Raw genomic sequence first — 16,075 nt, forward strand, 5'->3', positions numbered from 1 at the left:
GGTTTAGTTGTACAATAAAAGGCATCGGTTCTTGTTAAAGTTAAAAACCTGAGCCTGTGCAAGTATTCGTGTCATCCCCGCAAAAAAATAAGCTGGAAAGCACGCTTTTTGAAGATTTTTTCTGCGCCGAAACTATAGAAGTCCTATTTTTGAAGATCATAACGTCCAATTAATCTTTTATGAAGATATTAGCCATCGGCCGCAATTACGCGGAGCACATTGCTGAGCTTAAAAATGAAGTGCCGGATGAACCGGTGATATTTTTTAAGCCGGACACAGCTATTCTCCGAAACAACGAGCCCTTTTATTACCCGGACTACAGCCAGGACATACACCATGAGGTAGAGCTGACGCTGCGCATCAGCCGGGAAGGCAAGAACATTGACCCGAAATTTGCCCGCAAGTACTACGACGCCATCGGGCTAGGAATAGACTTTACGGCACGCGACCTGCAGGCCAAGGCAAAAGCCAAGGGCCTGCCCTGGACACTGGCCAAAGGCTTCAATGGCTCAGCGCCTGTTTCGGAATTCCTGCCCCTGGATCAGTTCCCCGACCTGCAGGACATCAACTTCCGCCTGGACGTGAACGGCGAACTGAAACAGCAAGGCAACTCCCGGATGATGCTCAACACGTTTGACGACATCTTAGCGTACATTTCCCGCTTTATCACCCTAAAGACCGGGGATATCATCTTTACAGGCACGCCCGAAGGAGTCGGCCCGGTAAAGATCGGGGATCGATTGGAAGGTTATGTTGAAGCTAAAAAACTACTTGATTTTGAAATTAAATAAGCGCCTGGCGCTCCTGATTGCTTCCGTTTTTACCACGCTGGGCCTGGCTGCACAGCCCGCACCCGAAGCTGGTTATTTTATGTTCCCGATTAAGCCGGGGCAACGCAACTACCTGTCCGGCTCGATGGGTGAGATCCGGGCCACCCACTTCCATGGCGGCCTCGATATTAAGACAGACCAGCGCGTAGGCCTTTCGGTTTACGCGGCGGCTGACGGGTATATCTCGCGGGTAAAAACCTCTACCTACGGCTACGGCAACATCATCTACATCACCCACCCCAACGGGTTGACCACGACCTACTCGCACCTGCTGGCGTTCTACGATCCGCTGGCAGACTACATCCTGCAGAAGCAGTACGAGAAGGAAACATTCGAGCTGGAACTCTTCCTGGAAAAGAACCTGTTCCCGGTGAAAAAGGGGCAGATCATTGCTTTGTCGGGCAATACGGGCGGGTCGGGCGGACCACACCTGCACTTTGAGATACGCGATGCCGAAGACCGGCTCTACAACCCGTTGCGCTGGGGCTTCAAAGAGATTATTGATACGACACCTCCTGATATCTTTGGGCTGGGTATACAGTCGCTCAACATTCACGCCCGCATCAACCAGGAGTTTGGCCGCAAGGAGTACAAACCTGTCAAAACGAACGGCAGCTATACCTTGCCCGACACGGTCTTTGCCCATGGCCTGATCGGCTTTGAGCTGCAGACTACAGACCGCTACGACGGGGCCGAGAACCGCAACGGCACCCAGGATGTGACCGTTTTTGTGAACAACAAACAGGTATACAACCACCACATTGACCGCGTCCCGTTTGAATTGTCCAAGCAGGTGTCGCAGCACATCAACTATACCTTGTTCCGGCAATCCGGCCGCACCTTCCAGAAGGCCTACGTGGACTATGGCAACGAGCTGCCGCTCTACTCAGCGGCCCGGAACCGGGGCAGGCTCAACGTGCACGCAGACTCCACCTACCAGGTGCGCCTGGTCGCCAAAGACTCGCATAACAATACCTCCACCCTCAGCTTCGTGGTAAAAGGCCAGAAACCGGCGTTCTTCCAGACACTGGACAAGACCGTCAAAAAACCGCAACTCACACACGAGATCGTGGGCAACATCCTGAAAGTAAATGCGGCCGATACTTCAGCTACACCGCGCAACGTGGAGGTTTTTGTCGGTAACCAGCGCTTCAGCCTGGTGCCCAGCTATACCAAAAACTCCACTTCTGTTTCGCTCTATGATCTGCGGGCCGGACTGCCGGACTCCTTTAGTTTCTGCGGCACCTCCATCCCGTTCAACATACAGGCTGCCGTACCGGCGGGCCAGGAGTACCGGTTTTCAAATCGCGACATGACCATCCTGTTTGACAAGGAGACCCTCTACGACACGCTCTACCTGCAGGCCAGCAAAGTGGGCGATGTGTATACCATAGGCGATTATTTTACGCCCCTGCACAAAGCCATCAAAGTCACCATCACCCCGGATACGAAGATAACGGACAAGACAAAAGCCTCCGTTTATTACCTGGGTACCGGCAGAGGCAGAGGGCTGGCAGGCGGTGCCTGGAACGGCAACAGCATCACCTTCACGACCCGCAACATGGGCAAGTTCAAAGTGATGGAAGATGTCCGAAACCCGACCATCAAACTGCTGAGCAAAAACCGGGAACAGATCAAATTCCGGATATCGGATGACCTGTCCGGGATCAACTCCTTCCGCTGTGAAGTGAACGGCAAGTGGCTGCTCATGAAGTACGAGCATAAAAACGCGACCATATACTCCGAAAAATTAGATAAAAGCCTACCTTTGTCCGGTCAGGTAGTTTTGAAGGTAAAAGACAATGCCGGCAACGAGGCCGTGTATACCACTACCATTTAATATTTGACGAAGCACGTGGCGCGACTCACGTAACACGATTCTAGATTTTAAAGAAAGTCGTGCTACCTGATACGTGCTACTTGATACGTAACCAGAAAACATGGAACTGAACATCGGAGACAAGGCGCCGGAGTTTGAGGCAAAGGACCAGAACGGCAACACCGTCAGGCTGAGTGACTACCGCGGCAAAAAGGTCATCCTGTACTTCTACCCGAAGGACAACACGCCCGGCTGCACGGCCCAGTCCTGCAACCTGCGCGACAACTACAGCGACCTGCAGCAGGAAGGCTACGAAGTGATCGGGGTGAGCATCGACAGCGAGAAATCGCACCAGAACTTCATCGGCAAGTACGAGCTGCCCTTCACCCTGCTGGCCGACACCGACAAGAAGCTGGTGGAACAGTACGGGGTCTGGCAGGAGAAATCGATGTATGGGCGTAAGTACATGGGCACCATGCGCTATACCTTCGTGATCGATGAGACGGGCATCATCCGGGATATTATCACGAAAGTAAAAACGGCCGACCACGCCAAACAGATCCTGAATAAGTAAATATGAGCGCAGCTGTCCTTTGGGCGGCTGCGTTTTTCGTATATTTGAGCACTGAATCGTAATTTATACTTCTTAATTCATAATTGACAAACGTGAACCCACACAACAAAAGCATAGAAGAGCTGAAGCAGGTAGCGGCACAGGTTCGCCGTGACATCGTGCGTATGGTCCATGCGGTAAACTCTGGTCACCCGGGCGGCTCGCTTGGTTGCACCGATTATTTCGTATCACTGTATTTCAACGTGCTAAACTACAACCCGAAGCCGTTCAACATGGATGGCAAAGGCGAAGACCTGTTCTTCCTGTCGAACGGCCACATCTCTCCGGTATGGTACAGCGTACTGGCGCGCGCAGGCTTCTTTGAAGTGAAAGAACTGGCTACTTTCCGTAAGCTGAACTCCAGGCTGCAGGGTCACCCGGCAACCGAAGAAGGCCTTCCGGGTATTCGCATCGCCTCCGGCTCACTGGGCCAGGGACTATCGGCGGCTATCGGCGCAGCCCAGACCAAGAAGCTCAACAAGGATGAGAACCTGGTATACGTGCTGATGGGCGACGGCGAACTGGAAGAAGGCCAGGTATGGGAAGCAGCGATGTATGCGGCCCACCACAAAGTAGACAACCTGATCGCGACGGTAGACCGAAACGGACAGCAGATTGACGGCTCTACAGAAGACGTGATGTCGCTGGGTAACCTGCGTGCCAAGTTCGAAGCCTTTGGCTGGCACGTGCTGGAAGCAGACGGCAACAGCTTTGAGACCATGCTTCCTGCCCTGCAGGAAGCAAAACAAGCCACAGGCAAAGGCCAGCCGGTTATGCTCCTGATGGATACCGAAATGGGATTTGGCGTGGACTTCATGATGGGCTCCCACAAGTGGCACGGAGTAGCTCCGAATGATGAGCAGTTGGAGATCGCGCTGCAGCAGCTGGCTGTTGAGGTCGCTTCCGATTACTAAAAATACAGGCATTCGGGGCTAACTGCCCCGAATGCCTTTGCTTCGTTGCTCTAATCAAAAGCAGCCATGGCCTACTGGCGCAATCTATACTGCATACTGGGTGTGTTGCTGTTGCTGTCAGCAAGCGGAACTGCTTTTGGCCAGGAGAAAAAGCCGCAGTCCAAGACCCGCATCCTCTTTTTGCTGGATGCCTCGGGGAGCATGCTGGCCAAGTGGGAAGACAGTGACCGCATGGCCATTGCCAAAAACCTGCTGGCCAACCTGGTAGACTCGCTGGACCGCTACGACAACCTGGAAATTGCTTTCCGGGCCTACGGCCATCAGTTCGGGCGGGAGCGCAGCGATTGCAAAGACACCAAACTGGAAGTGCCCTTTGCCGCCAGGAATGCAGTTGCAGTTAAGAACAAGCTGCAGCAGATCGTTCCGAGAGGCAACACGCCTATTACCTATTCGCTTCTGCAGTCGGCAGGCGATTTTCCGGAAGAGAAGAACACCCGCAACGTCATCATCCTGATCACGGATGGGCTGGAGTCCTGCGGGGGCGACCCCTGCGCTACCTCGGTAGCCCTGCAGAAGAAGCGCGTATTCCTGCGCCCTTTTGTGATCGGCATCGGGATAGCTCCTGAGTATGAAAAGCAGCTCAATTGCATTGGCCAGTACTTCAATGCAGCGGATGTCAGTACGTTCCAGAATGTGCTGACCGAGATCGTGACGCAGACGCTCAGCCAGACCACAGTTGCAGTGGATCTGAAAGACGCCCAGGGCAAGTCCGTGGAAGGCAACGTGAATCTGACCTTCCTGGATGCCCTCACCGGTTTGCCTGAGTACAACTACGTGCATTACCTGGACAGCAAAGGCAAGCCGGATATGCTCGAAGTGGATGCCCTGCTGACCTATGACCTGGTGGTGAACACGGTACCGCCGGTGGTAGAGCGCAACCTGAACATAAAACCGGGCGAGCACAATGTGTTTCCGGTAAAGGCGCCGCAAGGAGAGCTATACCTGCGCCAGAACGGGCCATCGCCTTACGGGCAACTTATGGCCATCGTACGGCAGCAGGGCTCTGACAAAACGCTTTTGGCCCAACCCTTTGGCAGCAGGCAGAAATACCTGGCCGGCAAGTATGACCTGGAGTTGCTTACCCTTCCGCGCATCCACTTCAAGGATGTGGAGATCACGCAGGGGGAGACCAACACCATCACCTTCCCGACGCCGGGGCAGCTGAATGTATCTTCCGACCTGCAGGGGTATGGCAGCTTATACCTGGTGGAGGACGATGGCGGCCAGCGGTGGCTGCACAACCTGCCGGAGAAAAGCAGCAAAACCGTCCTGGCCCTGCAGCCAGGAAAGTACCGGCTCGTTTACCGGATGCAATCGGCCCGGTCGAGTAAATTTACGGACGTGCAGGAATTCACGATCCGGTCGGGCGCTACGACAACAGTAAAGATATTTAACAGATAACGGAACCGGGCAGGCTATACCCTGGAAAAAAGCAGGGCTGCCTACGGATTCCAAAGACCTAACAGGAAATATTATTCAGATGAAAGAGTATACTTATACAGAGAAAAAAGACACCCGTTCCGGCTTCGGAGCAGGCTTGCTGGAGCTCGGCCGCACGAACCCGGATGTGGTAGCCCTTTGTGCCGACCTGACCGGTTCCCTGAAAATGGACGCCTTCCAGAAAGAGTTTCCGGAACGTTTTTACCAGGTAGGTATAGCTGAGGCCAACATGATGGGCCTGGCTGCCGGTATGACTATTGGTGGCAAGATCCCGTTCACCGGTACCTTTGCCAACTTCTCTACCGGCCGTGTGTACGACCAGATCCGTCAATCCATCGCCTACTCCGGCAAAAACGTAAAGATCTGCGCTTCCCACGCCGGCCTTACGCTGGGTGAGGACGGTGCCACGCACCAGATCTTGGAAGATGTGGGCATGATGAAAATGCTGCCGCACATGACCGTGATCAACCCCTGCGACTTCAACCAGACCAAAGCGGCTACGATCGCGATTGCCGAGCACGAAGGCCCGGTATACCTGCGCTTTGGCCGTCCGACTGTCCCTAACTTCACACCTGCCGACCAGAAGTTTGAGATCGGCAAAGCCCTGATGCTCAACGAAGGCACCGACGTGACGATCCTGGCGACAGGCCACCTGGTATGGAAAGCGATCGAAGCGGGCCATGCACTGGCTGCCAAAGGGATCAATGCCGAAGTGATCAACATCCACACCATCAAGCCGCTGGACAATGAAGCCATCCTGGCATCCGTAGGAAAAACCAAATGCGTGGTAACGGCTGAGGAGCATCAGCTGAACGGAGGACTGGGTGATTCCGTAGCCCAACTGCTGGGCCGCAACCTGCCGTCTCCGCTCGAAATGGTAGGTGTAAACGATTCCTTTGGCGAGTCCGGTACCCCGGACCAGCTGATGGAAAAGTATGGCCTGACGACTGACAGCATTGTAGCTGCAGCAGAGCGTGCGATCAGCCGAAAGCAGTAGCATCCGCTTGTAGCTGAAAAAGCTGAAAATTATAAAAAACAAAAGAGGCTGTGCTGATAAAGTGCAGCCTCTTCTGTTTTTATCCTATATATTGCAAAGTCAAGCAACCAAATCGCCTTGCCCCTGCTACCCGAGAAGTGGAAGATAAAGAGCTCTTAGAAAAATTTGCCAACCCCGAAAGCCGAAACCTGGCCTTTAATCAACTCATCCGGAAGTACCAGCAAAAGATCTACTGGCACATCCGGAAAATGGTGATCGACCACGACGATGCCGATGACCTCACCCAGGAAGTATTCATCAAAGTATGGAAGAACCTCGAAAACTTCCGCCAGGATGCGCAGCTTTATACCTGGATTTACCGTATCGCCACCAACGAATGCCTTACTTTTCTTTCCAGCAAAAGAAGAAAGTTCTTTTTGCCGATCAATGATGTGGCAGCCGAGCTCACCGAGAAAATCGACTCTTCCCCCGATATCAGCGGCGACGAGATACAACTGAAGTTACAGAAAGCCTTGCTGCGCCTGCCCGACAAGCAGCGGCTGGTTTTTAACATGAAGTACTACGACGAACTCAAATACGAAGAAATATCGGCGATACTGGGTACCTCTGTGGGTGCCCTGAAGGCTTCTTATCACCTGGCTGTAAAAAAAATTGAAGAATTTCTGAAGCAGGATTAAACTAAAGCTCCTGAAAGGTATCTAACTGTTAAGTGCGTAAAAAATGAAGAAAGATTTGAAGCTAGACGACATACCCAAGCACAACATCTACGAAGTACCGGAAAAATATTTTGACCGGCTGCCTTCCCAGATCATGGAGCGAACCGCTGCCCGTGGCTATACCCCGGCGCCCTGGTATAGCGCTCTGTGGAAGCCTGTGCGCCTGGCGCTGGTGCCTTTGGTGTTGCTGTTGGTAGTTGGCAGCTTATACATTGCCAACCTGAAAGATCAGTCTTCGCAACAAGTGATACACCTGGCCACCGTGCCCGATGCCGATATAGTCAACTACCTGAGCACTTATGCTGTGCTCGAAAGTACTGATTTCGCTGACTTTACCTCCATTTCTGAGCAAGAACTCACGTCCGAGTTTCTGAATGTGAGTCCGAAGGCCGCCGAAGCAGAACTGGAATATTACGAACTGGACACAATCGAATACTAACATCACCCATGAAAAAATACCTTATTGCTTTTCTTTTCTTTTGTGCCTTTACCCTGGCCGGCACGGCCGCTTTTGCGCAGAACGGCCGCCCACAGGACAGAAGAGAGAACGTGGAATCAGCTAAAATAGCTTTCCTCACAGATAAAATGGGCCTTACCACGGAGCAGTCCCAGAAGTTCTGGCCTGTTTATAACGAGTACGAGACGAAGCGTCGCGAACTTGTCAAAGCCTATCGGAGCGGCTACCGCGAAGATGTGGACCAGTTAAGCGAGCAGGAAGCAAAGGCTAGAATTGATGGCTTGTTCAACATGCGTGAAAAAGAGCTGGAAATGGAAAAAGAGTATGTAGCCCGCTACCAGCGAATCATTTCCTACAACCAGATCATCAAACTTTACCGCAGTGAACGGGAATTCACCAAACTGCTTCTGAAGAAGCTGGATGCCAAAAAGTAAAAAAGAATTTGATTTATTATAGTGAGAACGGAAAAAAGGCACTGCATTTTGTAGTGTCTTTTTCCGTTCAGGCCTATTTTTGATGCTGTTGTTTTGTGATCCACTCCTTCATTTTTCTTTCCAGCACAGCAAGCGGCATACTGCCCTCCCGCAGCACCTCATCATGGAAGGCACTGATGCTGAAGCGGCTTCCCAGCGCTTGCTCTGCGTTGCGGCGCAGTTCCTGTAGCTTCATCTCCCCGATTTTATAAGAGAGCGCCTGCCCCGGCAATGCCATGTACCGTTCAATCTCGGCCACGGCGGCCTCTTCGCTGGTTAGCTCGTTGTCCAGCGAGTACTGTATGGCTTGTTCCCGCGTCCAGCCTTTGGCATGCAGCCCCACATCTACTACCAGGCGGATGGCACGGTGCATCTCATCGCTCAGCCTACCAAAATACTGATAGGGGTCGGTGTATAGTCCCAGCTCCCTGCCCAGGCTCTCGGCATACAAGGCCCATCCTTCGTCATAGGCGCCATACCCGCCATATTTCCGGAAGCGGGGCAGCCCCTCCTTCTCCTGCTGAATGGAGATCTGGTAGTGGTGACCGGGAATTGCTTCGTGCAAAAAAAGGGACTCCATACCTACTGCATTATACCGGGTGGCGTCCAGTATCGGCACGTAGAAGATACCTGGTCGGGAACCATCCGGTGCCGGTGGGTTATACTCTGCACTGGCCGATGCAGCCCGGAATGCCTCCGTCTGCCGCACTTCAAAGGCAGATTTAGGCTTCAGGGTGAACAGCTTGTTCAATTGTGGCTGCATACGCTGCTCAATTGCGCTGTACGCTTTCAGCACCTCTTCCGGTTTTTTGAAAGGCATGAACTTCGGGTCGGTATTCACGTGCCTGAAAAAGGCTTGCAGCTCCCCTTTAAAGCCCACCTGCTCCTTCACTTTCTCCATCTCACTCCGGATGCGCCCCACTTCCCGCTGCCCGATTTCAAAAATCTGGTCGGGCGTCAGGTCGGTGGTCGTCCAATAGCGTACCTGGTAGCGGTATAGTTTTTCACCGCCAGGTATAGCGCCTATACCGGAGCTGGCACGGCTTTTAGGGACGTACTCGCTCTGAAAAAAACGATGCAGCTTCGCATAAGCAGGGACCACCTGTTCCTCAATCGCTTTCTTATACGCCGCCTGCAAGCGCAGCCTATCTTCTTGTGCTATACCTGCTGGCATGGCCTGGAGGGGCTGCCAGAAAATACTCTTTGTGTAATCAGCCACCAGCATCGCTTCCAGTTGGGGCACCACTTTCTCGCTGAGTGCCCTGGGCAGCACGATGCCTGCTGCCATACCGCGCCGCATGTTTGCGATCGCCGTATCGGCCCATACCTCAAACCCTGCTATACGGCCCAGGTAATCTTCGTAATCCTTCACTGTCTTGAAAGGCTGGTTGCCGGATCCGGATCCCAGTTGCGCCATGGTAATGGGTAAGCTCCAGAATTGGTTGACCGGCGTGAGATGGGTCGGATACTGAAATTCCTCCAGTCCCGTCTCCATTTCATATATAAAGATATCGTAGCTTGTCTGCTCCTCCTCCGACAGCTGCTCCCGGTTTATAGTCCTGATTTTGTCGAGGTAATTTTGGAAGAGTGCCTTTACCTGCTCCCGGTGCGCCCTTGAAATATCGTTTGGCAGCACGTTGTTGTAGCGGGGGTCCGCAATGGCAGTCGCCTCCAGCGGGAAGAGCCGCAGCCGGTCTTCAAAATAGTTATCCAGCAGCTCGCTCAGGTTCTGCTCCGTACCAACAGCGGTCGTTTTCGGTTGCGAGGTTGTTGCAGGTCTGGTACAGCCCGTGAGACCCGGTATTGCCAGCAGGAACCCTGCGGCTAAAGTGAGTGAAAATGTTTTCATCGTGTATACCTGTTAAGCAAAAAAGATCAGCCTACTTGCTGAACTATGTACGGCTCAGGCTCAGTACAGGTACTTATCTTCCTCTTCAGCTACACGAATTTCAGAGAACATAACATAAAAAAACCTGCCAGTGGGGGTGGCAGGTTTTACACTTTCTCAGTAGGCTTCCATCAGGAAGTTGATATCATCGCCGGGCTTGAACTCCATGGCCGGTTGCCCCTGCAGGAATATCCGCGCTGAGAGGGGGCCTTTCAGCACCAGTTTCTCTCCTGTCACACGTAGCATACTTCCCTCCCGCAAGCCAACCACCGGCTGCCTGTTATGCACATGAAACTCCTGGATACGCGTTTCGCGGGTCTCGCCCATGTGCGTGGAATTTGGCTCCGGGTCCAGGTAATGCGGGTTCAGGTTGAAAGGCACCAGCTGCAGCGCATCAAAGGATTTCGGAAACACGATCGGCATGTCGTTGGTCGTACCGATGGTTTTGCCGGCCACATTTGTTCCGGCGCTCGTTCCGATGTAAGGCATCCCTTTTTCAGCCCGCTCCTGCAGGGGCGCCAGCACTTTGTTGGCATAGAGCTGCCGCAACAGCAGGAAGGTATTGCCGCCGCCTATAAACACCGCCTCTGCCTGCTGCACGGCTGCCACCGGATCAGCAGTCTCGTGTATACCTGTCAGGGCTACGCCCATACGCGCAAATGCTTCGCTGGCCTTTGCTGTATAATCGGTATGGGAAATACCGCCCGGGCGGGCGTACGGTATGAACAGGATGCTTTTTTTATTTTCCAAAAGGGCTTTGATCTCTTCTTCACAATGTTCCAGGTATCCGGTTCCGTGCGTGGAGGAAGTGCTGATGAGCAGTAAGTTTTTCTTCATTCTTAAATAAAATAGGTATGCATGATGTTGAAGTGCCTGCAAAAGTATAAACTATTACGCAACCAGTCTATTTTTGAAGAGACACAAGATTTAGGACACAAGACATAAGACTCCCTTCTAACAAAAGAAAAGGCCTGGATCAAATTCTGATAAGCGACGCGAAAAGGACTATAGTTTAATGAAGATAAGATCCACATAATCAAAACCCTACTCCTACTCTCCTGCTGCCTCTACTTACTTCAAAAGAAAATCTTGAGTCTTGTGTCTTACATCCTGTGTCTTAAAAATTTCAGGTGGTTACTTTCAGTTTGATCGTCTCCAGGTAGGGTTCCAGCGAGGCTTTGTTGGTGAGGGCGCGTACGAGCCCGATCGTCTTGAGGTCATAGAGAAACCACAGCTCTACATAAAAATCGTGAAACCAATAGAGATCTATCTTGCACCACCCCCGGATGATATGATGAAGGTAATGTCCTTGCTCGAGTACTAACTTTGCCTGGTGCCGGGGCGAAAGGTTATTGAAATCGGTAGCGCTTAACATAATAAATCAACTAAATACCTATGGCTATGAAAAAAGGCTGCCAGGGCAGCCTTTTGGTTAAACGAAGATATTCCGGATTTTGATACTTAATTCAGATGCAGGGTGTATAGCTCAAATCGGGTGGAAGCAAAACTCCAGTGAGATGATGAAGGATGTATCTCTACCCCATCCTCATCCACAATCGTAACAGCAAAACCTTCGCCCTGGTTAAGGGGTTCCGTGAAGTGCTTCACGGGGTATACTTTGCCTTCCTTTATCCACTCTTCCGGTTCGAAAGCTGGTAATGACGCATCTACGCACTTCGCATAGACCGACATATAGCTGGGGGGTATAAATAAGTTTACCATGTGTACGTAACATTTTCTGAAAGATAAAAAATTCCTCCTAAGAAGGAAACACCACCGGATTAAATTTTCAGATGGCACTTTCTGACTCAACACAAAAAGTGTGCCTTTGTTTTTGCTAAAGTCCGGCCTGCAGTTTTGTCTGCCTCCTCCTGCTATACCTCCGGCAGCCGGATCCAGCTTCCGAAAATAAAGCTACAGAAGACACTGATTCCCAACCCATAACCTACCAAAAGCTGATCTTCCCTTTAGAGTCCATAATACGGCAGCCACTTTTGGCCCCTGCCCGTAGTATAGTATTCGGTCAGTTAGAGTTTTGAACCTGTTAAAATAGCAACACGCGTATGGAGCCATCAAACCAAAGATCACAACATGAAAGCAAACATACCTTCCCGGTTGCGCCGGGGGTGTGGGGCCTGAAAACTATTTTTGTAAACCTGTTTTTCATCAGCGAGCCAGACGGGTCCTGGGTGCTGCTGGATACCGGCATTTACGGATCGGCCGGGAAGATCAGGGAGGCAGCCCGCGAGCTGTTCGGCAACACCCGCCCGCGGGCGATCTTGCTGACACACGGCCACTTCGATCATATCGGGGCGGTGAAAGAGCTGGCCCAGGAATGGAGTGTGCCCGTATACGCGCACCCGCTGGAGTTGCCTTACCTGACCGGAAAATCCAGCTATCCGCCACCTGACCCAAGCGTAGGCGGCGGTGGCATGGCCTATATGTCTTTCCTGTATCCCAAGAAGCCAATAGATATTAGCTCCTATATAGAATTGCTGCCGCCGGATGGCTCCGTGCCGGGCCTGATCGACTGGCGCTGGGTGCATACTCCGGGCCACACGGCAGGGCACGTTTCTTTTTTCCGGGAACGCGACCGGGTATTGCTGGCAGGGGACGCTTTTGTGACACGCCACGGCGAGTCGTTGCTGGCCGTGATGACCCAAACCCGTGAAGTGCATGGGCCGCCTGCCTACTATACCTCCGACTGGGGTGCCGCCCATCACTCGGTCGAACGGCTACTAGAGCTGAATCCGCGTGTTGCCGCGACCGGCCATGGCTTGCCAATGAAGGGGGAAGAACTGCTGTGGCAGCTCGAAGACCTGGTAAAGGATTTCTGGACAAAGGCTGTGCCTTCGCATGGCCGCTATGTGCATGAACCCGCTATTACAGATGATCAGGGCGTAATTTCCGTGCCTCCTGCCGGGGACAGCACCGTGCCCAAAGTACTGGCGGCAGCAGGCGTTGTAGCGCTGGCCGGAATGGCACTGGTGGCATATACCAAGCGTAGCAGTAAACAAAGACGGAAGCAGACGGCTATGCGCACGCGGCCTTTTTCCCACAACAGGCCGGCACCCGGTATACCGCCTTCGGTCGTACCTACCCTAGAAGAAGACAACCCACAGGCACACACCAATAACTACCCATGAAACGTAAAGGGCCGGAGAATATGATCTCCGGCCCTTTACGTTTAAAAATTATCAAGGCTTAGCTCACATAAAACCCCGAAAGCTAACTCCACACCTTAAAATAGTGTTGTGGCTAGCTACCTGTGGCTTTAGTCTTTCTTCTTACCTGCCCGGCCGGATCCGCTCTTTTTTCCTCCGCCATCCTGTTTGTTCACCGTAGCCCAGGCGCGTTTTTCAACCTCCTCCTGGCTTACGCCGCGCTTTTCGTACCCTTCTTCTATATGCTGCGCTTTGCGCTGTTGCTTATCTGTGTAAGCAGATTTATCTCCTTGTGGCATATTCTTTTTGCATTTAATTTGACATCTGTTTTCTGAGCTTTCCTAAAACTCTTTTCACTTTTACGAAAAAGAAGGGGATTATGCTGCGTGTCCTACCTGATGCTACGTTGCAGAAAGCTTTATATTTGCCCGGACGGCATATCACTATGCACCTCAGTAATTAAAGTATCAAACACATGCACAGCATCTTCAACTGGAGCGGCGGCAAGGATTCCGCACTTTGCCTGCACCATGTCCTGCAGCAAAACAGGTATACGGTCGATGCCTTGCTGACCACCCTGAGTGGCGCCACCCGGCGCATTACCATGCATGGCGTGCGGCAGGAACTGCTGGAGCAGCAGGCGCAACGCATAGGTATACCGCTGCAGCAGCTCATGCTCCCCGAGGACGCCAGCATGAGCGCCTACAACGACCTGATGGAGAAGACTATGCGCTCCCTGAAAGGACAAGGTATAACGCACGCCATTTTCGGCGATATCAACCTGGAGGACCTGCGGCAGTACCGGGAACACCAGCTGGAGGAGGTGGGCATCGAGGCCGTATTTCCGTTGTGGGGCCGCCCTACCCATGAACTGGTGCGGGAGTTTATAGCACTCGGTTTCAAGGCGGTAGTCGTGTGCGTGAATGCCCGCCTGCTGGATGAGTCTTTTGCCGGCCGGTTACTGGATGAGCGCTTTCTGGAGGACCTGCCTGCCGGTATAGACCCCGCCGGGGAGAACGGCGAGTTCCATACCTTTGTGTTCGATGGTCCCCTTTTTAAAGCACCGGTACTCTACAGCCTGGGTGAAAAAGTACTTAGAAGGTATGGAGTTCCGGCTGACCCCGATGACAACTGCTTTGCCAAAGAAGACAAACCTGCCTACGACACAGGCTTCTGGTTCTGTGACATGCTACCTGCCTGACCGGGATTGGCAGAAGCCGGGATTTTATACCTGTGTACCGGACCTGCGGACGGGAATTCCCTTTTTATTCCGCAAATGCCTACCTTTGCCCTATGGTATCATTGAGGCAATTATTTCTAAAGCACCAGGCACAGACATCCGATTTTCCGCTTATGATCGAGGTGGAAAAGGCTGAAGGCCTATACATGTATGGCAGCGACGGCCACCGCTACCTCGACCTGATCTCAGGTATAGGGGTCAGCAACGTAGGGCATCGGCATCCCCGGGTGCTCCGCGCTATACACGACCAGCTCGACAAATACATGCACCTGATGGTGTACGGGGAGTTCGTGCAGGGACCGCAGGCACAACTGGCACACGCCCTCTGCAGCACGCTGCCCGAACGCCTCAACAACGTATACCTGCTCAATTCCGGTACCGAAGCCGTGGAAGGTGCGCTCAAACTGGCCAAACGCTATACCGGCCGCACCGAGCTGATCTCCTGCCGCAATGCCTACCATGGCTCCACACAGGGAGCTCTTTCCGTCAACGGAAGTGAGAGCTTCAAAAATGCTTTCCGGCCGCTGCTACCGGATGTGCGCATCATCCGACACAATGCTGTGGAAGACCTCGAACAGATCACTAACCGTACGGCAGCTATCATACTCGAAACGGTGCAGGGAGAAGCCGGTGTTCGTATTCCGAATAAAAGTTACATGCAGCAGCTCCGGCAGCGCTGCACGGAAGTAGGCGCTTTGCTCATCTTGGATGAGATACAAACAGGCTTCGGGCGCACCGGCACTTTCTGGGCCTTCGAGCAATTCGGGATAGAGCCGGATATCCTGCTATGCGCCAAAGGCATGGGCGGCGGTATGCCGATCGGTGCTTTTATCGCCCCACAGGAAATCATGGCTGTCTTCAAGAACGATCCGATACTGGGCCACCTGACAACGTTTGGCGGGCACCCTGTCTCCTGCGCAGCATCACTGGCGACATTGCAGACCATTCGGGAAGAGAACCTGCTGGAGGGTGTGGAGCGAAAAGCAAACCTGTTCAGGCAACTGCTCGTGCACCCGCGTATCATAGGCATCCGTAACTGCGGGCTGATGATGGCGGCCGAATTTGAGTCGTTTGAGGTCCTCAAAGCTGTCATTGACCGTGCGATACTCAATGGTGTGCTCACCGACTGGTTCCTGTTCTGTGACAACTCCATGCGCATTGCCCCGCCCCTCACCATCACAGAAGAACAGATACAGGAAGCCTGTACCATCCTCCTGAATACGATAGATGAAGTACTGGACTAAGCGTCTACCCTGGAAAAAGCCAGCTTCAGGGTAGGTATGCTGACCGGATCTACCTACAATTATCAGCTGCTATACCTGCTTTAACGCCTTGTTTGGGCCTATTTGCCCTTTTTCGAAACGATTACTGCACAAAAAATACCGGATTTGACTACCGCCCGCAGCTACAACACGTAAAAGCCGAAGCTACTACCGCCATTCGGGTAGTAAGCCTTCATCAATA

17 protein-coding genes are annotated in these 16,075 nt (G+C 52.7%); 12 read left to right on the forward strand and 5 right to left on the reverse strand.

The window, feature by feature from the left end; translation table 11 throughout:
* Nucleotides 1-179 precede the first annotated feature (179 nt).
* From OB13_RS00165 to OB13_RS00205, 9 genes are all read left to right on the forward strand, one after another.
* Nucleotides 180-791, forward strand: coding sequence for a fumarylacetoacetate hydrolase family protein (locus tag OB13_RS00165; protein ID WP_461488111.1), 612 nt, complete (start codon nucleotides 180-182; stop codon nucleotides 789-791).
* Entirely contained in the window at nucleotides 778-2,670 is a 1,893-nt protein-coding gene (locus OB13_RS00170; RefSeq protein WP_461488112.1) for a M23 family metallopeptidase, read from the forward strand. The genes OB13_RS00165 and OB13_RS00170 overlap by 14 nt, the downstream gene beginning before the upstream one ends.
* Nucleotides 2,671-2,770: 100 nt before the next feature.
* Nucleotides 2,771-3,223 carry a thioredoxin-dependent thiol peroxidase gene (bcp, locus tag OB13_RS00175; RefSeq protein WP_461488113.1) on the forward strand — a complete coding sequence of 151 codons (453 nt, stop codon included), beginning with the start codon at nucleotides 2,771-2,773 and terminating at the stop codon, nucleotides 3,221-3,223.
* Nucleotides 3,224-3,315: 92 nt separating this feature from the next.
* The gene (locus tag OB13_RS00180) at nucleotides 3,316-4,176 is read left to right on the forward strand and encodes a transketolase (RefSeq protein ID WP_461488114.1); all 861 of its coding nucleotides are present in this window, start codon (nucleotides 3,316-3,318) and stop codon (nucleotides 4,174-4,176) included.
* Nucleotides 4,177-4,242: 66 nt separating this feature from the next.
* The gene (locus OB13_RS00185) at nucleotides 4,243-5,637 is read left to right on the forward strand and encodes a vWA domain-containing protein (RefSeq protein WP_461488115.1); all 1,395 of its coding nucleotides are present in this window, start codon (nucleotides 4,243-4,245) and stop codon (nucleotides 5,635-5,637) included.
* Between the two features lie 79 nt (nucleotides 5,638-5,716).
* Nucleotides 5,717-6,673, forward strand: a complete 957-nt coding sequence (locus OB13_RS00190; protein WP_461488116.1) for a transketolase family protein — start codon at nucleotides 5,717-5,719, stop codon at nucleotides 6,671-6,673.
* A 137-nt stretch (nucleotides 6,674-6,810) separates the two neighbouring features.
* Entirely contained in the window at nucleotides 6,811-7,350 is a 540-nt protein-coding gene (locus tag OB13_RS00195) for an RNA polymerase sigma factor (protein ID WP_461488117.1), read from the forward strand.
* Nucleotides 7,351-7,393: 43 nt separating this feature from the next.
* Nucleotides 7,394-7,828: a hypothetical protein gene (locus OB13_RS00200; RefSeq protein WP_461488118.1), complete on the forward strand. Its 435-nt coding sequence runs from the start codon at nucleotides 7,394-7,396 to the stop codon at nucleotides 7,826-7,828.
* A gap of 8 nt (nucleotides 7,829-7,836) precedes the next feature.
* Entirely contained in the window at nucleotides 7,837-8,280 is a 444-nt protein-coding gene (locus OB13_RS00205; RefSeq protein WP_461488119.1) for a Spy/CpxP family protein refolding chaperone, read from the forward strand.
* A gap of 73 nt (nucleotides 8,281-8,353) precedes the next feature.
* Here OB13_RS00205 and OB13_RS00210 read toward each other — a convergent pair whose 3' ends face one another.
* From OB13_RS00210 to OB13_RS00225, 4 genes are all read right to left on the reverse strand, one after another.
* Nucleotides 8,354-10,168 carry a DUF885 domain-containing protein gene (locus OB13_RS00210; RefSeq protein WP_461488120.1) on the reverse strand — a complete coding sequence of 605 codons (1,815 nt, stop codon included), beginning with the start codon at nucleotides 10,166-10,168 and terminating at the stop codon, nucleotides 8,354-8,356.
* Nucleotides 10,169-10,324: 156 nt separating this feature from the next.
* Entirely contained in the window at nucleotides 10,325-11,044 is a 720-nt protein-coding gene (gene pepE, locus OB13_RS00215; protein ID WP_461488121.1) for a dipeptidase PepE, read from the reverse strand.
* 289 nt (nucleotides 11,045-11,333) lie between these two features.
* Entirely contained in the window at nucleotides 11,334-11,582 is a 249-nt protein-coding gene (locus OB13_RS00220) for a hypothetical protein (protein ID WP_461488122.1), read from the reverse strand.
* Nucleotides 11,583-11,668: 86 nt separating this feature from the next.
* Complete coding sequence (locus OB13_RS00225) at nucleotides 11,669-11,929, reverse strand: hypothetical protein (RefSeq protein WP_461488123.1); 261 nt, start codon at nucleotides 11,927-11,929, stop codon at nucleotides 11,669-11,671.
* Nucleotides 11,930-12,270: 341 nt separating this feature from the next.
* Here OB13_RS00225 and OB13_RS00230 point away from each other — a divergent pair, with 341 nt between their 5' ends.
* Nucleotides 12,271-13,353 (forward strand): MBL fold metallo-hydrolase, encoded by a 1,083-nt coding sequence (locus OB13_RS00230; RefSeq protein WP_461488124.1) that lies wholly within the window; start codon nucleotides 12,271-12,273, stop codon nucleotides 13,351-13,353.
* A 128-nt stretch (nucleotides 13,354-13,481) separates the two neighbouring features.
* Here the strand turns inward: OB13_RS00230 and OB13_RS00235 are convergent, their stop codons facing one another.
* On the reverse strand, nucleotides 13,482-13,670 hold the full coding sequence (locus OB13_RS00235; RefSeq protein ID WP_461488125.1) for a hypothetical protein: 189 nt from the start codon (nucleotides 13,668-13,670) through the stop codon (nucleotides 13,482-13,484).
* Nucleotides 13,671-13,846: 176 nt separating this feature from the next.
* Between OB13_RS00235 and OB13_RS00240 the strand changes: the two genes are divergently transcribed.
* Entirely contained in the window at nucleotides 13,847-14,572 is a 726-nt protein-coding gene (locus OB13_RS00240) for a Dph6-related ATP pyrophosphatase (protein WP_461488126.1), read from the forward strand.
* 92 nt (nucleotides 14,573-14,664) lie between these two features.
* A complete protein-coding gene (locus OB13_RS00245) occupies nucleotides 14,665-15,855 on the forward strand; it encodes an aspartate aminotransferase family protein (protein WP_461488127.1) in 1,191 nt (396 codons plus the stop codon).
* The last annotated feature ends 220 nt before the right edge of the window (nucleotides 15,856-16,075 follow it).

Source organism: Pontibacter sp. HJ8, assembly GCF_054824225.1.